The sequence below is a fragment of the Haloferax sp. Atlit-109R genome, assembly GCF_003665865.1.
Classification (GTDB): Archaea; Halobacteriota; Halobacteria; order Halobacteriales; family Haloferacaceae; genus Haloferax; species Haloferax volcanii.
Genome location: NZ_QPLO01000002.1, coordinates 621568 through 645807 on the forward strand (window position 1 = coordinate 621568; position 24240 = coordinate 645807).

Annotated in this window: 28 protein-coding genes and 1 tRNA gene; 15 read left to right on the forward strand and 14 right to left on the reverse strand. The window is 69.0% G+C overall.

Going from position 1 to position 24240, the window contains the following annotated elements; all coding sequences use genetic code 11:
• Nucleotides 1–85: 85 nt before the first annotated feature.
• Complete coding sequence (locus DVK03_RS11815; protein WP_115803031.1) at nucleotides 86–898, forward strand: helix-hairpin-helix domain-containing protein; 813 nt, start codon at nucleotides 86–88, stop codon at nucleotides 896–898.
• Nucleotides 899–1018: 120 nt separating this feature from the next.
• Nucleotides 1019–1447, forward strand: coding sequence for a universal stress protein (locus DVK03_RS11820; protein ID WP_004042128.1), 429 nt, complete (start codon nucleotides 1019–1021; stop codon nucleotides 1445–1447).
• Between the two features lie 138 nt (nucleotides 1448–1585).
• Here the strand turns inward: DVK03_RS11820 and DVK03_RS11825 are convergent, their stop codons facing one another.
• Nucleotides 1586–1858 carry a hypothetical protein gene (locus DVK03_RS11825; RefSeq protein WP_004042127.1) on the reverse strand — a complete coding sequence of 91 codons (273 nt, stop codon included), beginning with the start codon at nucleotides 1856–1858 and terminating at the stop codon, nucleotides 1586–1588.
• Between the two features lie 249 nt (nucleotides 1859–2107).
• On the opposite strand from DVK03_RS11825, the gene DVK03_RS11830 reads away from it, so the two are divergent.
• From DVK03_RS11830 to DVK03_RS11840, 3 genes are all read left to right on the forward strand, one after another.
• Nucleotides 2108–2548: a hypothetical protein gene (locus DVK03_RS11830; RefSeq protein WP_004042126.1), complete on the forward strand. Its 441-nt coding sequence runs from the start codon at nucleotides 2108–2110 to the stop codon at nucleotides 2546–2548.
• A 206-nt stretch (nucleotides 2549–2754) separates the two neighbouring features.
• A complete protein-coding gene (locus DVK03_RS11835; RefSeq protein ID WP_004042125.1) occupies nucleotides 2755–3054 on the forward strand; it encodes a winged helix-turn-helix domain-containing protein in 300 nt (99 codons plus the stop codon).
• Nucleotides 3051–3503 (forward strand): hypothetical protein, encoded by a 453-nt coding sequence (locus DVK03_RS11840; RefSeq protein ID WP_004042124.1) that lies wholly within the window; start codon nucleotides 3051–3053, stop codon nucleotides 3501–3503. Before DVK03_RS11835 ends, DVK03_RS11840 begins: the two co-directional genes overlap by 4 nt.
• A 49-nt stretch (nucleotides 3504–3552) precedes the next feature.
• Here the strand turns inward: DVK03_RS11840 and msrB are convergent, their stop codons facing one another.
• The 5 genes from msrB to DVK03_RS11865 form a co-directional block, all read right to left on the reverse strand.
• On the reverse strand, nucleotides 3553–3954 hold the full coding sequence (gene msrB, locus DVK03_RS11845; RefSeq protein ID WP_004042123.1) for a peptide-methionine (R)-S-oxide reductase MsrB: 402 nt from the start codon (nucleotides 3952–3954) through the stop codon (nucleotides 3553–3555).
• Nucleotides 3955–4017: 63 nt separating this feature from the next.
• Nucleotides 4018–4434: a hypothetical protein gene (locus DVK03_RS11850; RefSeq protein ID WP_008606181.1), complete on the reverse strand. Its 417-nt coding sequence runs from the start codon at nucleotides 4432–4434 to the stop codon at nucleotides 4018–4020.
• 10 nt (nucleotides 4435–4444) lie between these two features.
• Nucleotides 4445–5149: an ATPase domain-containing protein gene (locus tag DVK03_RS11855; RefSeq protein WP_004062671.1), complete on the reverse strand. Its 705-nt coding sequence runs from the start codon at nucleotides 5147–5149 to the stop codon at nucleotides 4445–4447.
• Nucleotides 5150–5235: 86 nt separating this feature from the next.
• The gene (locus DVK03_RS11860; protein ID WP_004062672.1) at nucleotides 5236–6012 is read right to left on the reverse strand and encodes an aldo/keto reductase; all 777 of its coding nucleotides are present in this window, start codon (nucleotides 6010–6012) and stop codon (nucleotides 5236–5238) included.
• Nucleotides 6009–6749 carry an HAD family hydrolase gene (locus DVK03_RS11865; protein WP_115803032.1) on the reverse strand — a complete coding sequence of 247 codons (741 nt, stop codon included), beginning with the start codon at nucleotides 6747–6749 and terminating at the stop codon, nucleotides 6009–6011. The genes DVK03_RS11860 and DVK03_RS11865 overlap by 4 nt, the downstream gene beginning before the upstream one ends.
• A gap of 156 nt (nucleotides 6750–6905) precedes the next feature.
• Here DVK03_RS11865 and DVK03_RS11870 point away from each other — a divergent pair, with 156 nt between their 5' ends.
• Together DVK03_RS11870 and DVK03_RS11875 are read left to right on the forward strand one after the other, a co-directional pair.
• Nucleotides 6906–7940 (forward strand): NAD(P)/FAD-dependent oxidoreductase, encoded by a 1035-nt coding sequence (locus DVK03_RS11870; protein ID WP_006601290.1) that lies wholly within the window; start codon nucleotides 6906–6908, stop codon nucleotides 7938–7940.
• 136 nt (nucleotides 7941–8076) lie between these two features.
• Nucleotides 8077–8946 carry a PHP domain-containing protein gene (locus DVK03_RS11875; protein WP_004062675.1) on the forward strand — a complete coding sequence of 290 codons (870 nt, stop codon included), beginning with the start codon at nucleotides 8077–8079 and terminating at the stop codon, nucleotides 8944–8946.
• A 66-nt stretch (nucleotides 8947–9012) separates the two neighbouring features.
• Here DVK03_RS11875 and DVK03_RS11880 read toward each other — a convergent pair whose 3' ends face one another.
• A complete protein-coding gene (locus DVK03_RS11880) occupies nucleotides 9013–10056 on the reverse strand; it encodes an Lrp/AsnC family transcriptional regulator (RefSeq protein ID WP_115803033.1) in 1044 nt (347 codons plus the stop codon).
• 108 nt (nucleotides 10057–10164) lie between these two features.
• Here DVK03_RS11880 and DVK03_RS11885 point away from each other — a divergent pair, with 108 nt between their 5' ends.
• Nucleotides 10165–11247: an anthranilate phosphoribosyltransferase gene (locus DVK03_RS11885; protein ID WP_115803034.1), complete on the forward strand. Its 1083-nt coding sequence runs from the start codon at nucleotides 10165–10167 to the stop codon at nucleotides 11245–11247.
• A 68-nt stretch (nucleotides 11248–11315) separates the two neighbouring features.
• Here DVK03_RS11885 and DVK03_RS11890 read toward each other — a convergent pair whose 3' ends face one another.
• From DVK03_RS11890 to DVK03_RS11900, 3 genes are all read right to left on the reverse strand, one after another.
• Entirely contained in the window at nucleotides 11316–12347 is a 1032-nt protein-coding gene (locus tag DVK03_RS11890; protein WP_115803035.1) for a succinylglutamate desuccinylase/aspartoacylase family protein, read from the reverse strand.
• 111 nt (nucleotides 12348–12458) lie between these two features.
• On the reverse strand, nucleotides 12459–12617 hold the full coding sequence (locus DVK03_RS11895) for a YgaP-like transmembrane domain (protein ID WP_006601286.1): 159 nt from the start codon (nucleotides 12615–12617) through the stop codon (nucleotides 12459–12461).
• A 90-nt stretch (nucleotides 12618–12707) separates the two neighbouring features.
• Nucleotides 12708–13685: a bile acid:sodium symporter family protein gene (locus DVK03_RS11900; protein WP_006601285.1), complete on the reverse strand. Its 978-nt coding sequence runs from the start codon at nucleotides 13683–13685 to the stop codon at nucleotides 12708–12710.
• Between the two features lie 207 nt (nucleotides 13686–13892).
• Here DVK03_RS11900 and DVK03_RS11905 point away from each other — a divergent pair, with 207 nt between their 5' ends.
• The gene (locus DVK03_RS11905) at nucleotides 13893–14411 is read left to right on the forward strand and encodes a peptidylprolyl isomerase (protein WP_004062681.1); all 519 of its coding nucleotides are present in this window, start codon (nucleotides 13893–13895) and stop codon (nucleotides 14409–14411) included.
• A 30-nt stretch (nucleotides 14412–14441) separates the two neighbouring features.
• Here the strand turns inward: DVK03_RS11905 and DVK03_RS11910 are convergent, their stop codons facing one another.
• Both DVK03_RS11910 and DVK03_RS11915 read right to left on the reverse strand, forming a co-directional pair.
• Nucleotides 14442–15785, reverse strand: a complete 1344-nt coding sequence (locus tag DVK03_RS11910; RefSeq protein WP_115803036.1) for a hypothetical protein — start codon at nucleotides 15783–15785, stop codon at nucleotides 14442–14444.
• Between the two features lie 124 nt (nucleotides 15786–15909).
• Nucleotides 15910–18471 carry an extracellular solute-binding protein gene (locus DVK03_RS11915; protein WP_004062683.1) on the reverse strand — a complete coding sequence of 854 codons (2562 nt, stop codon included), beginning with the start codon at nucleotides 18469–18471 and terminating at the stop codon, nucleotides 15910–15912.
• A gap of 291 nt (nucleotides 18472–18762) precedes the next feature.
• Here DVK03_RS11915 and DVK03_RS11920 point away from each other — a divergent pair, with 291 nt between their 5' ends.
• The 6 genes from DVK03_RS11920 to DVK03_RS11940 all read left to right on the forward strand — a co-directional run bounded on the left by DVK03_RS11920 (nucleotide 18763) and on the right by DVK03_RS11940 (nucleotide 23250).
• Nucleotides 18763–19107: a ferredoxin gene (locus tag DVK03_RS11920; protein ID WP_004062684.1), complete on the forward strand. Its 345-nt coding sequence runs from the start codon at nucleotides 18763–18765 to the stop codon at nucleotides 19105–19107.
• A 41-nt stretch (nucleotides 19108–19148) separates the two neighbouring features.
• A tRNA-Leu gene (locus DVK03_RS11925) sits at nucleotides 19149–19233 on the forward strand.
• 114 nt (nucleotides 19234–19347) lie between these two features.
• Entirely contained in the window at nucleotides 19348–19647 is a 300-nt protein-coding gene (locus tag DVK03_RS11930; RefSeq protein WP_004062685.1) for a hypothetical protein, read from the forward strand.
• A gap of 69 nt (nucleotides 19648–19716) precedes the next feature.
• A complete protein-coding gene (locus DVK03_RS20075; RefSeq protein ID WP_004042107.1) occupies nucleotides 19717–19893 on the forward strand; it encodes a hypothetical protein in 177 nt (58 codons plus the stop codon).
• A 111-nt stretch (nucleotides 19894–20004) separates the two neighbouring features.
• Nucleotides 20005–22398 (forward strand): methyl-accepting chemotaxis protein, encoded by a 2394-nt coding sequence (locus DVK03_RS11935; RefSeq protein ID WP_115803037.1) that lies wholly within the window; start codon nucleotides 20005–20007, stop codon nucleotides 22396–22398.
• Between the two features lie 354 nt (nucleotides 22399–22752).
• Nucleotides 22753–23250 (forward strand): DUF5813 family protein, encoded by a 498-nt coding sequence (locus tag DVK03_RS11940; RefSeq protein ID WP_115803038.1) that lies wholly within the window; start codon nucleotides 22753–22755, stop codon nucleotides 23248–23250.
• Nucleotides 23251–23310: 60 nt separating this feature from the next.
• Here the strand turns inward: DVK03_RS11940 and DVK03_RS11945 are convergent, their stop codons facing one another.
• The gene (locus DVK03_RS11945) at nucleotides 23311–23547 is read right to left on the reverse strand and encodes an Lrp/AsnC ligand binding domain-containing protein (RefSeq protein ID WP_004062689.1); all 237 of its coding nucleotides are present in this window, start codon (nucleotides 23545–23547) and stop codon (nucleotides 23311–23313) included.
• 2 nt (nucleotides 23548–23549) lie between these two features.
• Nucleotides 23550–24233, reverse strand: a complete 684-nt coding sequence (locus tag DVK03_RS11950; RefSeq protein ID WP_115803039.1) for a TrkA family potassium uptake protein — start codon at nucleotides 24231–24233, stop codon at nucleotides 23550–23552.
• Between the last annotated feature and the right edge of the window lie 7 nt (nucleotides 24234–24240).

Consider the following 24240-nt stretch of genomic DNA (forward strand, 5'->3'; position numbering starts at 1 on the left):
GGCGCGGAATCGGTGAAAAACCGCCGTTCGTTCTCACACAACGGGAGCGGCAACACTCATTCTGCCCTGAAGCCAATGATTGATTATGAAAGTGTATCTCACAGACGGAACCAGCTTCGAGTGCGGCGGCTACAAGGCGCTCGACTCCGGCGGGGTCGTCCTCACCGCAGACAGGAAGCGCAAACAGGTCGTCGGCTACGTGCCGGCGGACGCGCTGGTCTACGTCCTCCCCGACGACGTGGCACCGGGCGATTCGCTCGCCGATGCGGACGACGCGTCCGAAGATGACGAAGACGAAAACGAGGGCGAAGCCGACGATGCCGGAGACGAACACGAGGCCGGCGACGGCGAGACAGACGACAGCGGTAGCGACGACTCCGACCGGACCACCGTCGAAGCCGGGGTCGACCCGGACGTGGCCGGCGTGACCGGCGTCGCCGACGGGGAGACCGAACACACTCACGACGACCTCGCGGCGCGCATCGACGAAATCGACGGCCGAGTTGACGGTCTCGACGGCCGGGTGGACGCGATGACCGAACAGCTCGCAGCGGTCGTCTCGGCGGGCGGCGTCGATGCCGAGGAGGCCAAAGAAGCACGCGACCCCGAGGACCCGCGGAACATCCGCGGCATCGGCGAGGCGTACGCGACCCGGCTCCGGGCGGCGGGCATCCACACCGTGACGGCGCTCCGCGAGGCGTCGGACGAGGAACTCGCCGCCGCCGCGGACGTGTCGGCGCGGCGGGTCACCGACTGGAAACGGCGGGCCGAGCGGTACGCCGAGCGACCGGCGTCGGAACGCGAGGCCGAACCGGAAAGCGACGCGGCAACCAAGTCCGAAACTGACGCGGCCAGCGACCCCGAGACAGACGCCGACGACGCGACCGATGACGGGTAGCCGCCTGCACCGCACCCGTCTCCGGAATCGCGTCTCCCCGGTCGAGACTCGTCCCGCGTAGTTCCCATCGCGCGGGAACTGGCGAAGAGGGTGATACTGTCCCCGCCTAAGCCCCAGTTGATGTACGACACAATCCTCGTGCCGATAGACGGGAGCGACTCGATGCAGCCGGTCGTCGAAGACGCCGCGGAACTCGCCGCAGAGCGCGACGCCGCCGTCTCCCTGCTCTACGTCGTCGACGAACGAGCCTTCTTGACGCTCGCCGACGAGCGCGTCGACGAGGTGTACGAGGAACTCAGGTCGCAGGGCGAGGCCGCGCTCACCGAGGCCGCCGAGACGATGGCCGAGTACGGCGTCGACGCCGCCACCGAACTCCGCCGCGGCGACCCGGCCGAGGAGATTCTCGCGTTCGCCGAGGAGATAGACGCGGCGCTCATCTCGATGGGCACCCACGCCCGGTTCGAGGACAACATCCTCGGAAGCGTCTCGCGGTCGGTCGTCGTCCAGTCGAAGATACCCGTGCTCGCCACCCCCATCGAACGACAGTAATCCGGCCGCGCCGGGTGGGCGAACACGTCGCACCACCGAAGCGGGTTCCGAGGTCCCGCGTCTCGCGTACTCTTCTGCGGTTTCCCGAGTTCGACCGACCTTCGAGTCTCGCCGCGTGCCCCGGGGTCAAACCGCGATTCAGAGCCGAAGGAGCAACAGGAGGACGCCGAAGAACGTCGAGGCGGCGCTGATGAGCAGCAGGCCGCCGCTGAGGACCAGCGTGCCGCCGTCGAACGCCGGGGTCGCCCCGCTGACGGCGACGTTCATCACCGTCAGGCCCGCCGAGAGGTCGGCGACGGGAGCGAGGACGGCGATACAGAACGTCACGAGACCGGCGACGACGAGGGCGTACGGCGTGAACGGCGGGCCCCGCCGTGTCGGGTGACGACTGGCCGGGTAGCTGCGAGACATACAGCACGTACGTCGCCACCCTAGTTTGGTACGTGTCGACTACCCACAAGGCGTGTGCGTTAGACCCGTCCTACCGCCGCGAAAGCGGGCTTCTCGATGCGTCGTGCGCGCCGGCAGTTCGTCCGCGCCGGGCGAGCGGTTTTCGGCGTAATTTGGGCCTAACCCCGGGCGGATTCACGACCGACTCGTGTTCGAGTTCGGAAAATCCTCTTTTAACCCCCCAACGACCGGACAGACGAGGAACGAATCATGAACAGACTCACAACGCTCGGGGTGGCGTTCGTCGTCGCCTCGCTCGTCTTCGCGGGGACGGTCGCCGCCGCCGGCGGCCTCGCGGCCCAGACCCACGCCTCGGAGACCGTCTACGCGACCGACGGGACCGCCGTCCGAGCCGCCGGCGGCTGGCACGGCCCGTTCAACGGGTCCGCGAACGAAACCCGATACGCCCCGGGCGACCGCCTGCAAGACCGCTACGACCTGACCGACGAGCAGACCGACGAGGTTTGGACGCTCGTCGCCGACATGCGCGACGACGGCGCGACGGCCGAGGAGATTCGGACCGCCGTCGACGAGCAACTCACCGAGTTCGGCGTCGACACGTCGACGCTCGCCTGCGACGGCGGTGGCGGCCCACGACAACACGCGGGCGGCCCCGGCGCACCCGGCGGCTTCGGGCCGCGCGGTAACTAACCCCCGTGTCCCTCGCTGACGCCCCTGTGTCCCTCGCTGACGACTGCCCCCCAACGCGACCGGCGCACTCCCTCAGTCCCCATGCCGAACACACCCACTCGCCCGACTCCCGCCACACACGACTCCACTGCGGGCCGCCGAAGACGCGGAGCCGAGGCCTGCCGTTTTATTACGTCCGGATTTGACGAGTTAGCCGGATGCGACGTGTGCTGTGGTGGCTTATCGGCGGGTCGCGCGGGGGACGAAACCGTCTGCGAATTATCCGCGCGCTCGACGACATGCCGATGAACGCCAACCAACTCTCGAACGAACTCGACCTCGACTACAAGACCACACAGCACCACTTGGAACTCCTCGTCGAGAACAACGTGTTGATGACTATGGGTGACAACTACGGAAAGACGTACTTTCTGACCGACCAGATGGAAGCCAACCTCGACGTACTCGACGAGGTGGCTCGAAAGGCCGACTTAGACGACGTGACGGTCGGAGGTGACGACGCGTGAGCGACACGTCCAACCGCGACCCGGTTCGGCGGACCGCGGTCGTCGTGGGCGTCTCGCTCGCCATCGCGGCGCTCGTGACGTGGTTCACGCCCGACCTCGTGGCGTGGTTCGCCCCCGACCTGTTCGGCCCGCACAAGCCGGGCGGCCACGGCGGTCCGCCCATCCCGGACCTGTTCATCCAGTTGAAGCTGTTCGTCTCGACGTACAACCTCGTCGCGCTCGGCTTCCTCGCGGGAACCTACGCGATGCTCTACCGGGAGCTGCCGAACCGCTTTACGCTGAGCTTACTCCTCTTTACGGCGGCGCTGCTCCTGTACGCACTCACGTCGAACCCGCTGGCGTCGCTGTTCCTCGGGTTCAGAGGCAGCGGGCTGGGACCCTTCACGTTCCTGCCCGACCTGTTTGCGGCCGTCGCCGTGACGTTCCTCACGTACCAGAGTTCGGCGTGAGGAAGGCGGGGTGGTGTTCGATGGTTGGGCGTTCTGGTTCTGTCGACGCTTAGTTCTCGTCCGCCTCGAAGTCGAGCGCGACCGAGTTGATACAGAAGCGCTTGCCGGTCGGCTCCGGTCCGTCGTCGAAGACGTGCCCGAGGTGGCCGTCGCAGGTCGAACAGACGACTTCGGTGCGGTCCATGCCGTGGCTCAGGTCGCGCCGAAGCTCGATGTTCGAGTCCTCGGCGGCGTAGAAGCTCGGCCACCCGCAGTTCGAGTCGTACTTCGTCTCCGAGTCGAACAGCTCGGCCCCGCAGCCGGCGCATCGGTAGACGCCGTCGTCGCTCCGGTCGACGTGCTCGCCGGAGAACCGCGGCTCGGTCCCCTGTTCGCGGAGGACGCGATAGGCGTCCTCAGAGAGTCGCTCGCGCCACTCGGACTCGGAGAGGCTGAATTCGCTGTCGCTCATGCGTCGAGAGAGGGTTCGGACGCCCAAAGGTTCGTCGGCTACCCGCGTCGGCCGTGTGGCCGGCTACCCGCGTCGGAGGAACTCCGGCAGCCGAATCCGAGAGAAGTCGTCGCCGCCGCCGTCGAGGGCGGACGCCCGACCGACGGCGTCGGGGATGCCCTGTTTGTCCGTCGGCTTCTGCATCGTCACGTCGGCGCGACCCGTCGTGGCGGGCGTCGTCTCCTCGTCGACGAGCGCCTCCCACACGTCCTGTTTCGAGTCGTACTCCGACTCGTTGCGGGCGACGCGCTGTTTGCCCTCCTCGAAGGCGAGCTGGAGGACGCTCCGACCGTAGGCGGTGCCGGCCTGCCGGCGGATACGCTCGAACTCCCCGCGGTTCGGGTGGCCGAGCGCGCTGGAGACGCCGAGGGCGTACATCCGGCGGATGGCCTCCTCGTCCGAAATCGTCCGCCAGTCCGTTCCGAAGACCCGTTCGTACATTGTTGTTACCTCAGAGGTCGACCTTCGACCGGGGGTCGACGACCAGTCCGTTGTCGGTGAACTCGAGCGACCGGATGTCGCAGTCGATGTTCGTTCCGCGCATCTTGATGACCTGAATGCCGCGTGTCATCCCCGTCGCCTCCAGATAGTTGTGGAAGAACACCACGCCGTGGGCGAGGAAGTGCTCGTCGGAGTACGACGAGGGGTCCGTCATCTCGGAGATGAGAAGCGTCGTGGCGTCGCCCTGCTTGAGCGCCGTCAGAAACCGCGTCATCTCCTCGGAGCCGTTGGCGAAAAACAGCCGAAGCAGCATCGTCGAGTCGATGACGAGGCGGTCGACCTGCCGGGAGTTGACGAACGCGACGATTTTGTCGGTGAGGCTCTGGACGCTCGACGACCCCCCGGTCTGTGAGAACTGATTGAGGATGTGTTTCCCCTTCGGGCTCACGAGGTTGATGAAGCGAAAGCCCTCGGAACTGGCGAGCGTCTCGAAGCCGAAGTCGAAACTCGACATGTCGTTGACGAGTTCGTCTTCGGTCTCGTGCATGGTGATGTACATACACTTCTCGCCGTTGCGAAGTCCCTCGGCCATGAACTGCGCCGTGAACGTCGTCTTTCCGCTCCCCGGCGGTCCGCTCAGGACGTACAGTCGGCGCGGAAGGAAGCCACCCTGAATGAGCTCGTCGAACCCGCTTACCCCACTCGGAATCCGCATGGTCGGACACTCGCCCGCCGTGTTATAATCGTTCCGGGACCGGTATCGAAATTGAGACTTCGAGACGGCACCGAGCGGCTGAACCGTCACTCGGGAAACAGTTCGACTTCAGATTCGATACTATCGATGGCCGCCACGTCGGCCGCGTCGAGTTCCAGCGAGACGGCGTCGAGGTTCGCCCGGAGGTGGCGCTCGCTCGACGCCTTCGGGATGGGACACAGCCCCTTCGCGGCCAGCCACGCGAGGCTCACCGCCTCGGGCGTCGCGTCGTGTTTCTCCGCGACCGCGACGACTTCGTCCACGTCGCGGACGCGGCCCCCCGAAAGCGGCGAGTACGCGACCACGTCGTAGCCGCGTTCCTCGGCGTGGTCGAGGAGTTCGGAGCGCTGGAACAGCGGGTGGTACTCCGTCTGGTGAGCGACGAGCGGCGCGTCGAGCAGGTCGAGCGCCTCGTCCAACTCGGCGGCGGTGAAGTTGCTCACGCCGACCCCGCGGGCGAGGCCGTCGTCGACGAGTTCGTCGAAGGCCGCAAGCGTCGCCTCGGGGTCGTAAGTGTCGATGGGGCGGTGGACGTACAGGAGGTCGACGGAGTCGGTTCCGAGCTTTTCGAGGCTCTCGCGGGTCGTCCGGCGCACGTCGGCGGGCGCGAGGCTGTCCGCCCAGACCTTGGTGGCGAGCGTCACGTCCTCACGGGGGACGTCGGCGGCCGCGAGCGCGTCGCCGACGACCGCCTCGTTCCCGTAAATCTGCGCGGTGTCGACGTGTCGGTAACCCAACTCCAGCGCCGTCGTCACGGCGGCGGCCTCGTCGGGCGTGTCGAGGCCCATCGTCCCGAGACCGATGCGGGGGAGCGAGGCGGTCATCGGGACGACGCACCGCCCTCGCGGCCGCCGTCGGCCGCGGGGTCGGACGGTGCGGACGCGCCCGCCTCGCCGGCCGCGACCGGGACGCCGTCGAGTTCGAGCAGGTCGTCGAGGCCGGCGATTTCGTGGGTCGGGTCGGGCGTCGGCGTGTGGTCGGCGCGGTGGCCCCGACGGATGAACGCGGAATCGACGCCCGCGGCCTCGGCGGCGGCGATGTCGCTGTCGCTGTCGCCGACGAACAGCGGCGACTCGACGCCGAGGTCGGCCATGGCGCGTTCGAGGTAGTAGGGTTCGGGCTTCTTGCGGTGGAGGCTCGTCATCGAGGGCTCGCGGCCGTAGGCGGTGCCGAACAGGTCCGCGGCGTCGAGGTGGTCGACGACGAAGTCGATGGTCGCCTGCTGGTTGCTGGAGACGATGCCCATCGGGGCGTCGATGCGGCGGAGCGCGTCGAAGTCGTCGTAGGGGACTTTCCGGCCGTCGGCGATGGCCCGCCGTTGGGCGGCCGACTGGCGTTCGTCGCGGACGCGGAACAGCGCCTCGGGGTCGAGGCCGTAGGGCTCGGCGGCGGCGCGCACGTCCTCGGGCGTGACGTGGATGACCACCTGCTCGACGTGGTCCGGGTCGGGGTCCGAAACGCCGAGTTCGTCGAAGGCGTCCCACGTCGCGTCGCGGAGGGGAGAGAGTTCGACGAGCGTCGTCAACACGCCGTCGTGGTCGAAGATGACCGAGTCGTACATACACGGACTCCGGCGGCGCGACGTGAATCGTTTTCGCCTCCGGGCGCGGTCGCGGGCGCGAACACGGTCACCAATCCCGCCGCGTTGCGAGTCTTTTAGCGCCTCGAAGCCTCACGTCTGACCGATGCTGGCTGGACTCACACGCGGGGTGGCGAGATGACTCGCGACGTGTGCATCGTCGGAGCCGGGGCCGCTGGGGCTGGCGCGGCCTACGCGCTCCGCGAGGCGAACGCGAACGTCACGATTCTCGAGAAGAGCCGCGGGGTGTGCGGGCGCGCCGCGACGCGCCGCCGACACGGCTGTCGGTACGACCACGGCGCGAACTACGTGAAAGACTACGACCGCCGCACCGAACGGCTCGTCCGCGGACTGGGAACAGAGGGGCTGGTCGACATCGAAGAGCCGGTCTGGACGTTCGACGGCGACGGCGTCGTCTCCGAGGGCGACGACCGCGACCAACACAAGTGGACGTGGACCGAGGGCATCACCCAACTGGCGAAGCGCCTGCTCGCGGAGACCGACGCGACCGTCGAGCGGGAGACGCGCGTCGCCGCAATCGACCACAACCCCGACAGCGGCTACTGGTCCGTCGTCGACGAGGCGGGGACGCGCCACGGCCCGTTCGACTCGGTGCTCCTGACGCCGCCGGCCCCGCAGACGGCCGGGATTCTCACCGAGATGGGCTGGGGCGACCAGTGCATGGTCGCGCTCCGCGAGGCCATCGGAAGCGTCGAGTACCGGACGATTCGAACCGTCGTCCTCCACTACCCCTTCGAGCGCGAGGAGCCGTGGTACGCGCTCGTCAACACCGACAAGACCCACCCGGTCGGCTGGGTCGCCCGCGAGGAGTGCAAGGAGGGCCACGTCCCCGACGGCGAGAGCCTGCTCGTCGTCCAACCGAGCCCCGAGTGGTCCGAGGCGCACTACGACGACCCGCTCTCTGACGCGGCCGACGAGGTCGCGGGGATGGTCGCTGGACTCCTCGACGACGAGCGCCTGCGCGACCCCGACTGGGTGGACGACCAGGGCTGGCGGTACGCGCTGCCCGACGGCGTCGCCGACCGCGAGATACTCCGCCGCGGGGAGTCTCACGGCCTCTACTTCGCTGGCGACTGGACGGTCGGTGAGGGCCGGGTCCACGCCGCGCTCTGGAGCGGCGTCGACGCGGGCGAGCGAATCGCCGAGCAGTAGCGCCCGCGGACACAGTTCGACGTTTCCGCCGCCGGAGTACCGTGTCTGCCCCGACTGAGACGCCGTCCGCTAGGGATGCCGCGAGCTAGCACGATTCGGGCGTGTCTTTTTCGTTGCCGAAGCCTAACGAGGAGTCGTGTCCGCGCTGACCGTCCGCATCGACCCCCACGTACACTCGGAAGGCTCGTACGACGCGCACGACCCGGTGGAGCTCATCTTGGAGCAGGCCGCCGAAATCGGGTTGGACGCCGTCGTCGTCACCGACCACGACGTCATCGACGAGTCGCTCCGAGCGGCGCAACTCGCCCCCATGTACGGTCTCGTCGGCATCCCCGGCGTGGAAGTCTCGACGGCCGACGGCCACCTCCTCGCGCTCGGCGTGGAGGAGCTACCGCCGCGGCGTCGCCCGCTGGACGAGACGGCGCGCTGGGTGCGCGAGCGCGGCGGCGTCGCCATCGTCCCCCACCCGTTCCAGCGGAGCCGACACGGCATCGGTCGCCGTCGGCTCGGCCGGTATCACGACGCCGCGGGCGGCGACGCCTTCGACGCCATCGAGACGTACAACTCGTGGCTGTTCACGGGCTACAAGAACCGCCGCGCCCGCCGGTTCGCGGCGAAGCGCCAGTACCCCGGCGTCGCCGGCAGCGACGCCCACCGGGTCGGGTACGTCGGCCGCGCCTACACGGAAATCGACATCCCCGACGTGTCGCGCGCTTCGCTCACGGCCGACGACATCCTGACCGCCATCCGCAGCGGCTCGACCGAGGTACAGGGCCGCCGGACGCCGATTCCGACGAGCACGAAACACTACGCCGGCGCGGCCGGCCGGAAGTCCGCGTACTACGCCAAACGCGGGGCGCTCGGGAGCGCGCTCCTCGCCAAGAAGGGCGCGTTCAAGTCCGGCTACTACGCGAAACTCGGCGCGCTCAAAAGCGGGTCGATAGCGAAGACCGGCGTCGCGCAGGCCGCTCGGATGCTCTACCGGCTGTCGCCGCTCTCGCGGTAGCGCCCTGATTCGGCGCGGACGGCGGCGCGGCGGCGCGGGCGTCGAAACGCGAATTTTGTTCTGTCCTCAGTCGTCAGAACCCACGAGTTTCTCGTACTGCGCGCCGGTCTGCTTGAGTTTCGCCGTCGAGTACAGTCGCTCGTGGTCGAACGGCAGGTGGTCGGCGGCGAGTTCGTCTATCTTCTCGTCGACGGCGTCGGCGTCCCGGCCGTGAATCATGGTAAACAGGTTGTACTCCCAGCCCTGCTCGGGGCGGCGCGGCCGGTGGTAACAGAGCGTGACGTACGGGAGGCTGCCGACGGCCTCGCCGCGGGCGTCGAGTTCGTCGTCGGGGACGTTCCAGACGACCATGCAGTTGTTCCGAAAGCCGGTGACGATGTGGTTGACGACGCAGCCGATGCGCTTGATACAGCCGTCCGCGAGCAGGCGCTCGACGGCGACGAGCACGTCGTCGACCGCGGCGTCGAGGGCGTCGGCCACGTCGCGGTAGGGCGTCTTCGTAAGCGGGAAACCGCCCTGAATCTCCACGAGCAGGCGGGCTTCGAGGTCCGAGAGGTCGCCGGTCGCGTCCTCGGAGATGCGGGTGGCGCTCACGTCGGTCGCGCCGAGGCTCTCGCGGGCGAAGCGGTCGTCGTTGACGATGGGGAATTCGAGGTCGATGTAGTAGTCGGTGAGCATCGGGAGGTTCAGCACCTCGCAGCCCGTGCGCTCCTCGATTTCGTCGAGGATGCGGTCGCGCGTCTCGCGGGAACCGGCGGTGACGACGAACCACATGTTCCAGTCGTGGGCGCGGCGGTAGTTGTGGTTCACCTGCCGGTAGCCGTTGATAATCTCCGCGACCTCGTCGAAGCGTTCCTCGGGCGCGGCGACGGCCGCGAGCGTCGAACTCCCGATGACCGGCGGGTTGAGCACCGGCCCGAACCGCCGGAAGACGCCGTCGTCGCGGAGCCGGCGGACGCGGTCGAGGGCGTCGTCCTCGTCGATACCTAGCTCCGCGGCGACGACGCGGAACGGCCGTCGCTCGACCGGAAAGCCGCTCTGGTAGCCGTCGATAAGCGCCGCATCGACCTCGTCGATGGCGTCCCGCCAATCATCCGACAACGCGCTCATTATCCGGCGTTAGGAGTCGGGAAGCCTATCGCTTTCGGACGGTGTCGACGCTCCCGGGCGACGGGACCGAACGGGACGTTTTTTGACCGCTCGCCCGAACACAGGGGCATGGCAGTAGTCGAAAGCGAGTTCGGGGAATGGCCGCTGAAGCGTCTGATGACGGAAGTCGTCGGCACGGGCACGAAGTCCGCCGAGGACATGACCCGCGAGCAGGCGTCCGAGGCGATGCGCCGCATCCTCGCCGGCGAACCGGACCACACGACGCTCGGCGCGTTCTGGCTCGCCAACCGCTGGAAGCACAACAACGCCGAGGAACTCGCCGCCTACGCCGACGTGATGGCCGAGCACGTCGAGTACGCCGAACCTGACGCCGACCCCGTCGACTGCGGCGCGAACTACGACGGCAAGGGCACGACCGCCATCCTCGGCGTCGCCGCCGGCGTCGTCGCCGCCGCGGCCGGCACGCCCGTCGTCGTCCACTCCGGCGACCGCGTCCCGACCCAGAAGCAGGACGCCTACAAGCACGTCCTCGACGAACTCGGCGTCCGCACGGAACTCGACCCCGAGGAGTCCGCCGACATGGTCGACGACACCGGCTTCGGCTTCTACTACCAGCCGCGGTTCAACCCCGCCATCCACGCCCTCTGGGAGCGCCGCGACAACATGGGCGTTCGGACGTTCGTCAACACCATCGAGACCATCGCCAACCCCGCGAACGCCTCGGTTCACCTCGGGTCGTTCTACCACCTCGCGTTCGCCAAGAAGATGGTCAACACCTTCGAGGCGAGCGAGCACCACGACCTCGACCGCGTCCTCATGTTCCAGGGGATGGAGGGCTACGACGACATCCGCCCCGGCTACACGAAGGTCGCCGAGTGGACCGCCGGCGACGACGGCGACGCCACCTTCGACGACTTCGACATTGAGACCGCCGAGTACGGCATGGACTTCGAGTACGACGACCTCGGCGTCGACGAGGACGACGTGGCCGGCGACTCCGCCGAAATCACCGAAGCCGTGCTCGCCGGCGACCGCGAGGACCGCTTCGCCGACGCCGTCGCCCTCAACGCGGCGCTCCGCATCTACGCCCGCGAGGACGCGGAAACCATCGACGAGGGGCTGGAGATGGCCCGCGAGACCATCGCCTCCGGCGACGCGGAAGCCGTGCTCGAAGACCTGCGCGACTTCTGAAGTCGCAGTCGACTCGAACGCTTTCGCTTCGACACACCGGTCCCTCCCGTTCGACCGGCCCGCTTTTTCTATATGTCGAGGTCGCCGCTCTCGTCGGCGTCGTCGAAGGGGTCGTCTCCCTCGATATCACTCTCGCCGTCGTCCAGCGGGAGCGCGATGCCGACGAGCGTCTCGCCGGCCGTGACGGTCGCCTCGCGGGCGATGGAGTAGACGAGACCCGCGCGCTCGGCTTCGACCTCTTGGAGCACCTCGTAGGTGGTCGGGTCGTACACCCAGCCGAGGTGGTCGCCGGGGCGGACCTCGCGGGCGAGTGCCACGTCCTCGCGGGCGACGAACAGGCCCGAGGCGGCGGCTTGCACGCGGCCGAGGTGGTTGCGGTAGGTGCGGCCGTCCCACGGTTCGACCGCGCCCGAGAGGATGCCCATGTCGCGGCAGACGTTGAGGACGCCCTCGACGCCGGCGACGATGGCCGGCTCGACGAGCTGTTTGTTGTGGGCGAGTTCGGGCGTGATGGAGGGGATGCCCGCGCTCGTGGCCGCGACGCGGAGTTTGCCGTCGAAGCTCCGCTCGGTCCACTCGTCGTCGGCCTCGTCGCCGGCGGCCTCCGCGAGGAGGATGTCGACGCCGAACGCTCGCGCGAGGTCGCGGGATTCCTCGTCGCCCCGAAGGTAGACCGTGTGGGTGAGCATGTCCGGACTCCCCGTGTGGAGGTCGACGATGGCGTCGGCGTCGCTGATGTACTCCCAGAGCGTCGCGGCCATGCGCTGGTGCAGCGAGCCGTCGGGGTCGCCCGGCCAGACGCGGTTCATGTTGGAGTTGACGGAGTCGAGCACCTCGGGGGTGACGTAGGAGACGCGGTCGAACGTCAGCGGGTCGGCCACGGGGACGGCGACGACGCGGCCCGAGAGCTCTGCGCGTTCGAGGTGGCCGTGGAGTCGGCGGAGCACTTCGGTGCCGTTGATTTCCCGGCCGTGCTGGGCGGCCTGCACGTAGAGCGTGGGACCGTCGGTCCCGTCGGCTGGTTCGTAGGTGTGAACTGTCGTCTGTACCGGGACGCCGGAGGGGAGGCGAGTGAGCGTCACGGTCTCCGCGGTGTGCATATCCGACGCATCGCGGTGGGGTGTCTTGTAGTTAGGGGAGCGAGAAAGGCAGACGGAGCGGAGCGCGGCGGGGCGGGGCGGGGCGGGGCGGGGCGGGGCGAGCCGCAGGCGTCAGTCCCGGTCGTCGAACGTGTCGATGCCGAACGGCAGGTACAGCGGGCAAATCCGGCCGGCCCCGGTCACGAGCAGGACGACGCCGGCGACGGCGACGAACGCGGCACCGAGCGCGAGGCGAACAGTCCGGTCGAGCGTGCCGACGTTTCGAATCACACAGTGATGTTTACTCCTCACAATACATTACCCCCGAATCGATTCCGACCCGACGAGACGGGGCGCAACGACGCGACTGCGACGAACGATTCAGTCGTCAGCCGGCGCGCCACCGGCGGAGTCGCTCGCAGTTCGCGCGAAGTAGCTGGCGAGGAGCGGGCCGGTGATGTTGTGCCAGACGCTGAACAGCGCGGGCGGCAGGGCGGCGGCGGGCGAGAAGAACGACAGCGCGAGGGCCGCCGCGAGCCCGCTGTTCTGGAGGCCGACTTCGAACGTGGTCGTTCGGACGCGGTCCGCGGACATCCCGGCGAGGCGGCCGGTGCCGTAGCCGGTGCCGAGGCCGATAGCGTTGTGGAGGACGACGGCTCCGATGGCGGCCGCGCCCGCGCCGAGGATGGTATCGACGTTGAGGCCGACGACGGCCGCGACGATGGCGACGATGCTCAGGACCGAGACGAGCGGGAACACGTCGAGGCCGACTTCGGCAACCTCGGGCGCGTTGCGGTCGAGCACGACTCGGAGCGCGAAGCCGAGGACGACCGGGATGAAGACGATTTGGACGATGTTGAGAAACAGGTCCACGAAGCCGACTTGAAGCTGTTCGCCGGCGAGCGCGACGACCCACGCGGGCATGACCAGCGGCGCGGCCAGCGTGGTGACGGTCGTGATGGCGACCGACAGCGCCACGTCGCCTTTCCCGAGGTAGGCCATGACGTTCGAGGCGGTGCCGCCGGGGGCCGCGCCGACGAGGATGACGCCGACGGCGAGCTCCGGCGGGAGCGACAGAACCACCGTGAGCGCGTAGGCGGCGGTCGGCATGACGAGCCACTGGGCGAGCGCGCCGATGGCCACGTCTCGCGGGCGCTCCGCGAGTCGGCGGAAGTCAACGGGTTGGAGCGTCAGCCCCATCCCGAGCATGATGAGCCCGAGGAGCGGCGAGATGTAGGGCGCAATCCACGTGAACAGGTCCGGCTGCGCCAACGCGGCGGCCGACGCGAGGAGTACGAGGCCGACGAAGTAGGTGTTTGCGAGCTCCGAGAGGCGTTCGAGCGTCGAGCGGGCGTTCATTCCGACCGCCCTCCGTCGAGTTGTGATGTCATCTCACACCACTCGGTCGCGGGGGAGAGAAATGTCTGTCGGTGTGACAGTCCGCGGTGCCGACCGAAAGACGCGGACCGAACGGAGTCGTGTCACCGAGGATGAACCAAGCGCCGCGTCGCCGGCGACCGACCCCGAGGCGGCACGGTTTTCACTCGCCCGCCCGACGAGGCGAGTATGAGCGACAACCCAACGGCCACGCTCCACACGAACAAGGGCGACATCACGGTCGAACTCTTCGAGGACAAGGTCCCGAACACGGTCGAGAACTTCGTCGGCCTCGCGACGGGCGAAAAGACGTGGGTCCACCCCGAGACCGACGAGACGATGGAAGGCGAACCCCTCTACGAGGACATCCTCTTTCACCGCATCATCTCGGACTTCATGATTCAGGGCGGCGACCCGACGGGGACCGGCCGCGGCGGCCCCGGCTACACCTTCGACGACGAGTTCCACTCGGACCTCAGCCACGACGGCCCCGGCGTGCTCTCGATGGCGAACCGCGGCCCCAACACGAACGGCTCGCAGTTCTTCATCACGCTCGACGCCCAGCCCCACCTCGACGGCAAGCACGCCGTCTTCGGAAAGGTCACGGACGGCATGGACGTCGTCGAGGACATCGGCTCGGTCCCGACCGACCGCGAGGACAAGCCGGTGTCCGACGTGGTCCTCGAATCGGTCGACGTCGAGCAGTAAGCGCCTCGACTCACGGGACGCGCTCGGTCGCTACCCGCTCGCGTTCGTCGGGACCACAGTCCGACCGCCGGTCGACCCGTCGGCGCGGTCGAGCCACGCCGGTCGCGTGACCGTCGTCCCGCCGACCTCGTCGTACGCGAACCAGACCTCGACGCCGAGGCCGTCGCGGGTCTCGTAGGCGACGCGCATCGAGCGGACGAACCCGCTTTCTTCGACGACTGCTTCGACCCGATAGTCGCGCGACCGCGGGAAGTCGGTGCCGAGTCCCCGAACTCGGTACAGCGCGGTCCCGCTTTCGGCAGTCTCGTTCGTCACGCTCTCTACGCGCGTCACGCTCGTCTCGTCGGTCGAGAGATACCAGTCGACGTAGCGGGCGGCGCGCGAGGCCTGCCGCCCCGGGCCGTCGCGCACGTCGGGGTCGAGGACGCGGGCGGCGACGCCGTCCGGTTCGGCGGGCCGGCGGGCGTAGCGCGTGGTCCCGTCGGCGTAGGAGTCCTCCGAGGCGGTCGGACGCGGAAAAGCCCGGAGTCGCCCGGTGCGCCGGACCTCCGAGACGTAGACGTGCGGGGCCTCGACGCGGACGTCCTCCACCTCGCGGCCCGTCTCGTCGCCGGCGATTGACTCGCGGTAGCCGAGCGTCCAGCGGTACGACCGATTCGCCGCGGCCCGGCGGTGGGCCGCCGCGAGGCGCGTCGCGTTCTCGACGCCCGCGGTTGTCACGCCGGGGGCGACCGCCCGCGGTTCGGGCGTCGGCGTCGGCTCGGGAGTCGTCGCGGCCGGCGTCGGTGTCGACGACCCATGACCGCCCAGCGCCTCGCCGAGCACCGGTACGCCGCCCGGCCCGGCGGTCACGACGACCGCCGCGAGCAGGAGCGCGACGAAGACGAGCGGCGCGACCGGGAGCGACGAAAGCCGGCGAGAAAGCGGAGAGACGACTGCGCCACCCGCCTCGTCCGCACCCCTCGCACCGACGCCGCGGTCATCGGCCGGGAGGTCGTCGAGGCGGACGCCGAAGTGGTCTGCGACGAGGTCGTCGCCGCGGCCCGCCGGGAGACCGTACCGGACGAGGTCGTAGAACTCGTCGACCGAGAGAACCCGGGCGTCGTCGGGGGCCGCGCGCCGGGTTCGCTCGGGGTCGCCGAGGGCGACGACGACGGTCGCCTCGGCGGGGACCGTTGGCGACGGGCGGAGCCGAGACCGAGAGACGACCGCGAGTCGCTCGGTTCGGTCGCCGCGGCGGGCGACGACCACGGACCCCTCGACGGTCGTCTCCCACCCGCGGGCGGTCCAGAGGTCGGCCAGAAATCGGCGGCGGTCGCTGGGGCCGGCGGCGCGAATCAGGTCGCCGAAGCGCGAGCGACGGGACTGCCGCATCGCTCTGAATTAGGACTCGATGGCGAAAGCATCACCGGGCGAGTCGCGGTTCGGTCGGGGTCGGTCGGGGTCGGTCGGGGTCGGTCGACACTGACGCGGTCGGGTCGGTTGCGCCCGCGCCGAGTCAGCGGTTCGCTGAGTGCTCGTACTCCGACAGGCGGGCCGACACCTGCTCGTCCATCGTCGCCAACACGGCGTCGAGGTCGCGGCCGTCGAACAGTTCGGACAGGCCCTCGGAGACGATGGTCCTGACGGTCGTGAAGGGGCCGACGCGAGCGCCGCGGGTGGCCGGGGTGTCGTCGGTCTCGACCAGTTGGTCGAACGCGACCGCGAAGCCGGGGTGTTCGTCGAACCAGCCGTCGTCGCGGAGGAGGCCCCTCGTCCGGCGGTGGACCGGGAAGTAGCCCGTCCGGCGGTGCCAGCGACGCTGTTGTTCGGGGCGGGTCAGCCACGCGATGAACTCGCCCGCGGCGGCCCGCTTCCGGGATTCGACGCCGTCTGCGACCCACAGCGACGCGCCGCCGACGACCACGCCCTCGCGGGACGACCCGGGCGCGGGGAACCGGCCGACTTCGGCGGTGAACCCGCGGTCGGCGGCCCCCCGAACGACCGACGCGGCGCTCGAACTGGAGTCCACGAGCATCGCGGCGCGGCCGTCGAGGAACGCCTCGCGGGCGTCTCGTCGGGCCTCGACGCCGGGGTCGAACAGCAAGTCGTTCCGTTCGAGGTCGCGCCACCACTCGAACACGCGCGTCCCGACCGGGCCGTCGAGGTTCGAGGTGCGGGCGGTGCCGCTCCGGCCGTTGTCGGCGTCGAACAGACACTCCCCGGCGGCCGCGAACCACTGCTCGACGAACCAACTGTAATTCGCCCACGTCGCGCCGTAGTCGACCGCCCCGCTCGTCTTCAGCGTCGCCGCGGCCGAGGTGACTTGGTCGAACGTCGCCGGCGGGTCGTCGGGGTCGAGGCCGGCCCGCTCGAACGCGTCGGCGTTGTAGTACAACACGGGGTTCGAGGCGTTGAACGGCATCGACCAGAGCGCGCCGTCGTGGCGGTAGTAGTTCGCGATTTCGGGGACGAGTTCGCCCGCCGATGCCCTGTCCGGAAGCACCGATTCGACGGGGGTGAACGCCCCGCTGTCGAGGGCGCGCTGGGTGCCGACCTCGTACAGTTGCGCGATGGTCGGCGGCGTCCCCGACCGGGCCGCGGCGAGGGTCGCGTCGAACGTGCCGCGGTAGCTCCCCTTCGACGCGGTGTCGACGCGGACGCCGTCGTGGCTGGCGTTGAACTCGTCGACGAGCGACTCCAGGACCGCCGCCTTGTCGCCGGACATGCCGTGCCAGAACTGGACGACGGTCTGGCCCGAGTCGGTCGCCTCGGCGTGGAGATGGTAGTCGTCGATGGAGTCCCGGAGGTGGTCGGCCTGGTCCGAAAGCGCGTCTATCTTCGTCACCGCCTCGGAGAGCGAGACGGTCTGGCGGCGCGCCGACCCCGCGGCGTCGGCCGCGAGCGCCGCGGTCTCGTCGCTTATCTCGCCGACGCCGTCGGCCTGACTCACGACCTCTTGGGAGGTCGCCGCCTGCGAGTCCGTGGCGTCGGAAATCTCGTGGAGGCTCCCGTTCGTCTCTTCGAGGTCGGAGACGACGCCGTCGAGCGCCGACAGCGCCTCCTGAATCGTCTCGCTGCCCTCGTCGAGGCGCTCGCTCGTGTCGGTGATGTCCTCGACCGTCGCGGCCGACCGGGTCCGAACCGTCTCGATGGTCGATTCGATGTCGGCGGTCGCGGCCTGCGTCTCCTCGGCGAGCGCCTTCACTTCGTCGGCGACGACGGCGAAGCCGGAGCCGGCCTCGCCGGCGCGGGCGGCCTCGATGGAGGCGTTGAGCGCGAGGATGTTCGTCTGCTCCGCGATGTCGGAGATTTTGGTCGCGATGCCGGTGATGTCGTCGATGTGGTCGTCGAGTTCCGCGACGCGCTCGACGGTCGCGTCGGTCCGCTCGCCGATGACCGCCAACTCGTCGATAGCGGTCTCGGCGGCGCGCTTGCCGCGGTCGCCGCGCTCGACGGCCTCGTCGGTCGCGTGCCTGATTTCGTCGGCGGAGGCGGCGACCTCCTCGATGGTCGCAGACAGGTTCCGCATCTCGTCTGCGACCTCCTCGACGCTCTCGCTTTGCCGGCGCGCGCCCGCCGCAATGTCGTCGACGGAGGCGGCGACCGACCGGCTCTCCTCGCGGCTCTCCGCGGCGGCGTCGGCCACGATTCGGGTCGACGCCGAGACCTGGTCTGCGAAGGCGTCGACGTTCCGCATGGCGGTCTGCCACTCCTCGAACAGTTCGTTGAGGAGGCGGCCGTGACGCGCGAGCGCCGGGTCGTCGGGAACGTCGACGCGGACCGTCAGGTCGCCCTCGATGCAGCGCTCGATGGCCGCGGAGAAGTCGTCGAGACCGTCGAGCGCGGCGGCGTCCGGGGGCGACGACGCGGCGACATCGTCGGCGGGAGACTCCCCGCGTCCCGATTCGACGGCGACCGAGGGAGTGCCCCCGCCGTCGCTTCGCGCGTCGTCGGCGCGCGCCGTCTCGTCTGCGGCGTCCGATTCGGATTCGTCGTCGGTCGCGCGTGCGCCGAGCGCGGCCCGGACGGAGGCGCGAACCGACGACGCTCGTCTCCGGAGCTGGCTGTCGTCGTCCATTGGTCCAGAAGATTTCTGGTCAGTGATAAGACCACCCTCCCGGGTATCATATCTGAGAACGAATTCGTGACTGGTACTGTGTCTGTCGATGATTCATGTGACGGGAGTATCCCACTGTTACGTGATGCCACGGATAGAATACGGTACGCCCGCTCGCCGCCGCTCGGATTCGAAGCACGACAAGCGGGCTTCGACAGATGTACCAGAAGTTCGAGGCGTCTCGCGGGTTCCGGGGCGCGCCGTCGCCGCGCGACCGACAGCGCAAAGACCACCGCGCGGTAAGGGCCGACGATGAGCGAGGAGTCCGACCGTCCGAAGCCGAGCGACTTCGGAACCGACGAGAACGCCCCGCCGGTCGACGAAAAGCCCTACAAGATAATCTTCGAGGCGAACAAGTGCTTCGGGGCCGGCCGGTGCGCGGAGGTCGCCGACAACTGGGAGATGGACCTCGAAACCGGCCTCGCCCGCGCCAAATCGTACTTCGTCGGTGAGGACGAACTCGACGAAAACGTCGAGGCGGCGGAGGTCTGCCCGGCGAAGAAGGGCCGCGGCGTCATCCACGTCATCGACCGCCGAACCGACGAGGAGCTCTCGCCGGACCCCCACGGCGACGGGACGCTCTCGGTCGACTGGTAAAGCGAAAGCACTTTTCTCCCCCTCGAAGAACGGGAGAGTGCGCGGGGGTGGCTGAGCCAGGCCAAAAGCGGCGGACTTAAGATCCGCTCCCGTAGGGGTTCGCGAGTTCGAATCTCGTCCCCCGCATTTTCGTCGCCGAGTGACGGTGAACCGAGCGACGCGTTCCCGCTCCGTCTCTGTCGCCCGGGTCCTCGTGGGACCGCCGACCACGTTATCTCGGTTCCCCGCCAACTGGTACGAATGGCTTCGACGCGTAGACACCGCTATTCGGAGGGACAAGGGTTCGGAGACCCCTACGACGGGTTCGGCCTCGACCCGCCGACGTATCGGGTCAACGGGCGACTCGTCGACCCGATGGACGACCACGTTCTCAGCGAGTTCGTGGACGCGGCGGGAATCGACCCCGAGGCGGTCGACCCGGCGGCGCTCGTCGAGGTCGGACTGGCCTACGTCGCCATCGAGGAGTACGAGCAGGCTATCGACAGTTTCGGACGGGCGGTCGCCTACGCCGACGCGGACGCCTCTGACGCCCGGGCGTGAGAGAGGGAGGCGAGTAGGGCCGCACCCGCAAATATTTTGACAGTTCGGATAATGAGATGTAATTAGACCGTGTCACCCGGACTCCTCATCACGCGTTTCGACGCCACGCTCCTCGGCATGGCCGTCTGTCTCCTCGCCGGGGCCGTCGCCGGCGTCCTGTCCGCGCTGCCGACGGCGCTGGCCGCGGGCGGCGGTGCGACCGGGGCCGCCGCCCTCGCACTCGGGGTCACCGTGAGCGAACTGTAACGATTCTCGGGACTCGTCTTCGGTGAGAGCGGCGCATATCGGGTTTCTCTGCTATCAGAACTGATAGTTAGCGGGACAACGCTTTACGTCGGTCTCTTGCTACCGAGTGGCATGAAGTTCGCCACGCTGGTTCCGAGGGTACTCAGGCGGAGTTACCTCCGGAAGTTTCTGTTCGTTATCCTCCTCGTGGCCGCGGTGATGGGCGGGTTCGGCCTGTACGTCTCGGACGTGGTCGGGACCGAGGTGAGAGCCGACACGCACAGCGACCTGGAGATGGTCGCCTCACTGGAGGCCGAGGGGCTGTCGAGTTGGATGGACGGCTACGCTCGGACGGCCCGGATGCTCTCGGAGTACGAGACCGTCCGGACGGGCGACCCCGACGCCATCGACGAGGCGCTCGAACGCGAGAGAGACACCCTGCCCGCCGAGGTGGTGGCGATCCACTACGTGAACCCGTCGAGCCGCGATATCGTCCGCAGCACCGACGGCGTGATAGAGACCAAATCGGTCTCCGCCCTCGACCTGTCGTGGACGACCGGGTCGCTGACGATGGTCGACCCCGACGAAGTGGCCGTCTCCGAGGTCTACCGCTACGGCGGCAGCGAGCGCCTCGCGTTCCTCAGTCCCGTCGAGGGACGCGAGGGGGCGGTGATGGTCGTCGTGGACGCGACGAAGCACGCCGAGATGCTGAGCGAGCCGGTCGAGGGGTCCCAAACCCGCGTGGTGACCGATACGGGCGTCATCGCCTTCGACAAGTACGGCGAAAACGTCCTCACGACGTACCGCGACGGGGCGGCGACGCCGGCGCTCGACGCTGCGGTCGACGGCGAGACGGGCGTCGTCGAACGCGAGGGCGACGGGGACGCCGGCGGCGACGTCGTCGCTTACGCCCCCGTCTCGGGGACGAACTGGGCGGTCCTCGTGGAAGCGCCGCAGAGCAACGCCTACGCGGTCGCGCAGGTCGTCGAGCGCGACGTGGCCGTCCTCATCGGCGTGGCGCTCGCCGGCCTCGCGCTGGTCGGCGTCGTCATCGGCCGCAACACGGTGCTGTCGCTCCGACGGCTCCGGGCCAAAGCCGAGGCGCTCGCCGGCGGCGACCTCGACGTTGACCTCGAAACCCGCAGAGTCGACGAGTTCGGCGCGCTGACCGAGGCGTTCGCCGAGATGCGAGACGGCCTCCGGGAACGCATCGAAGCGGCCGAAGACGCCCGCCGCGACCTCGCGCGCGCCGCCGAGGACTACCGCGAGACGATGGACGCCGCGGCGACGGGCGACCTGACGGTGCGCACGTCTGTCGAATCGGACGACGAGGCGATGGCGGCCGTCGGCGACGGCATCGACGCGATGCTTTCCGACCTCGAAGCGACTATCGGGCGGGTCGCGTCGTTCGCGGCGACCGTCGACGCGGCGGGCGAGCGCGTCACCGCCGGCACCGAGGAGGTCAGCGCCGCCTCCGAGCGGGTCGAGACGGCGACCGCCGACATCTCCGAGGGCGCGGCCGAGCAGGCGTCGCTCCTCGCGGAGGTCTCCGCGGAGATGCAGGACCTCTCGGCGACGGTCGAGGAGGTCGCCGCCTCCGCCGACGAACTCGCTGACCTCGCCGGCGACGCCGCGGAGCGCGGCGAGGCCGGCCGCGACGCGAGCGCCGCCGTCCACGACGAGATGGCGAACATCGACGAGCGCGTCGCGACCGCGGCCGAGGGCGTCGAAGCGCTCCGCGAGGAGGTAGCGGACATCGGAGAGGTGGTCGACCTCATCGAGGATATCGCGGAGCAGACGGACCTGCTCGCGCTCAACGCCTCCATCGAGGCCGCCCGCGCCGGCGAGGCCGGCTCCGGCTTCGCCGTCGTCGCCGACGAAGTGAAGGCGCTCGCCGAGGAGACCGCCGACGCGACGACCGACATCGAGTCGTCCATCGAGTCCGTCGAGGGGACGGCCGACGAGACGGTCGCTGCGGTGAGAGCCGCGCGAGAGCGCGTCGCGCAGGGCTCCGAGACGGTCGAAGCCGGCGTCACGGCCATCGACGAGGCGGTCGACCGACTGGAGGAGGTGGACCACGGCGTCGCCGCCGTCGACGAGGCGACCACCTCGCAGGCGTCGGCCGCGCAGTCGGTCGCGCGCCTCGCGGACGAGGCGGCCGACATCGCCGACGAGACGCGCGACGAGGCCGCCGACGCGGCCGGCGCGGCCCACGAGCAGAACGACGCGATGGTCACCGTCGCCGGGCAGATGCAGGAACTGTCGTCGGCGACCGACGAACTGCGGGCGCTCGCGGACCGGTTCGAGGTGCGCGAGGAGGGAGCGCGTGACGGCGTCGCCGACGCGGTGAAACTCGGGGACGAGGATACTGAAACCGCGCTCGCGGACGGGACGAACTCTGAGTCGAGGTCGTCGACGACGATGGCCGACCTCGCGGCCGACGGCTCGGGCGGAGACGAGTCTGTCGAGGACGGACCTGACCCGGGAGAACGCAAAGCCGCCGACGACAGTCCGGACGGGAACTGACGCGGCCGCGTCGCTGTCGAAGTGTTGTTGGTCGGCTGTCGCTCGGGTCGGTACTGTTCGGCTGTCGCTCGGGTCGATGTTCGATTCGAGCGCGCGCGAATACGAGCCGGCGGCTCTCCGGTGTGAGTTTTGCGAGAAAGGGATAGGCAGCCGCACGGGAGCGGCCCGCGCGGCAAATGCCGCCCTAGATTGGTCCCCGCTGACGCTTCGGCCCTCCAAAGCGAAGCGTCACCTGAACGGAGTGCCGCGAGATACTTAAACGTGCCGCCATTCGACCAAAACCGCCGCAGGCGGGCGGTTCGGGGGCGCTCGCGACGCAACGGGCTTTTCTCCCGTCGGGACCTTCGTCCGGGCATGAGCGAAGACGACATCCCCGGTCGAGTCCGCCGCGCGTTCGGTGACCACGGGTCGTTCGAGCGGGTCGATGACCGAACCTTCGAGTCCGTGACGACGCCGTTCGACGGCACCGTCGGCGTCGCGGCGCAGGACAGCGGCCGCGTCGAGTTCGACGTGGAGGTGCGCGTCCCGATGCTCTCGGCGGTCGCAGACGACGTGGCCCCCGTGGTCGAAGACGGCTGGTACGAGACGTTCGAACTCCGCCTCGAAGACGTAAACGGCGTCGTCGCCGGCGACCACGACCTCGACCCCGACGTGACGCGCGCGGGCGACGAGGCGGTCGTTCGGGCGAGCTTTGCCGACATCAACGAGCGCCGCGGCGTCGACGACGCCGGCGCGGTCATCGACTACGTCGAAGGCACGTTCGTCGAGGGCATCATCCCCGGCTACGACTACGGCGAACCGGTGACGAGCCTCATTCAGAACGCGAAAGACGCCGCCGGCGCAGGATTCTGAAGAACAAGTCGGTGACAGTCGGTCGAGCCGGGGCGGACCGCCGCGTGGCGACGCGCCGACTCAGTCCATCGCGATGTACGTCTGGGTGTCTTCGATGCCCGCCACCGACTGGATGCCACCGGCGATGCCCTTCACGTCGGCGGGCGAGTCAACCTCGACTTTCACGATGAAGTCCACGTCGCCGGCGACGATGTGCGCGCTGACGATGCCGTCGGAGACGGCCAAGAGGTCCTGTTTCAGCTGGTCGATGCCGTCGGAGACGGGCGCGGCCTTGACCATGATGTAGGCGTAGACCATCGTCACGCACCCCCCGCCGCGGTGACGACCTCGTCGCCGACGAGCAGTTGTCGCACGTCGTTGAGTACGTCGAAGTCCGCGAGGACGGCCACGCGGTCGCCCGTCTCCAGCGAGTCGTCCGAAAGCGGGATGCCCATCGGCCCGTCTTTCTTCCCGAACGCGAGGATGCGGGCGTTCGCCGGGAGCGCAACCTCTTCGATACTGTACCCGTTCATCGGTGACTCTTCCGTCACCGTCACGAGGATGACCTGCAAGTGTTGGGCGATATCCGCGATGGCGCGGATGGAGCCGCCGAGAAGCGCGTTCTTCGCGCCGATAGCGCCGAGGCGCTCGGGGTAGACGATTTCGTCGACCTCCTTGGCGTACTTCTGGTACACCACCTCGCGGTAGTCCTCGTCGACCCGGAGCACCGTCCGACAGCCGAAGTGCTTGCCGATCATGCAGGCCGCGAAGTTCACGTTGAGGTCGGCGGTGAGCGCGCCGAGGGCGTCGGCCGCCTCGATGCCGGCGTCGACGAGCACCTCCTCGCGGGAGCCGTCGCCTTCGACCACCTCGAAGTTCGCCTCGCGGGCCCGCTTGAGCCGGTCGCGGTCCAACTCCACCAGGACGATGTCGTGACCCTCCTCGCGGAGGACGCGAGCGGTGCGCAGCCCAACCCGTCCAGCACCAATGATAACGAACCGCATGATAAGA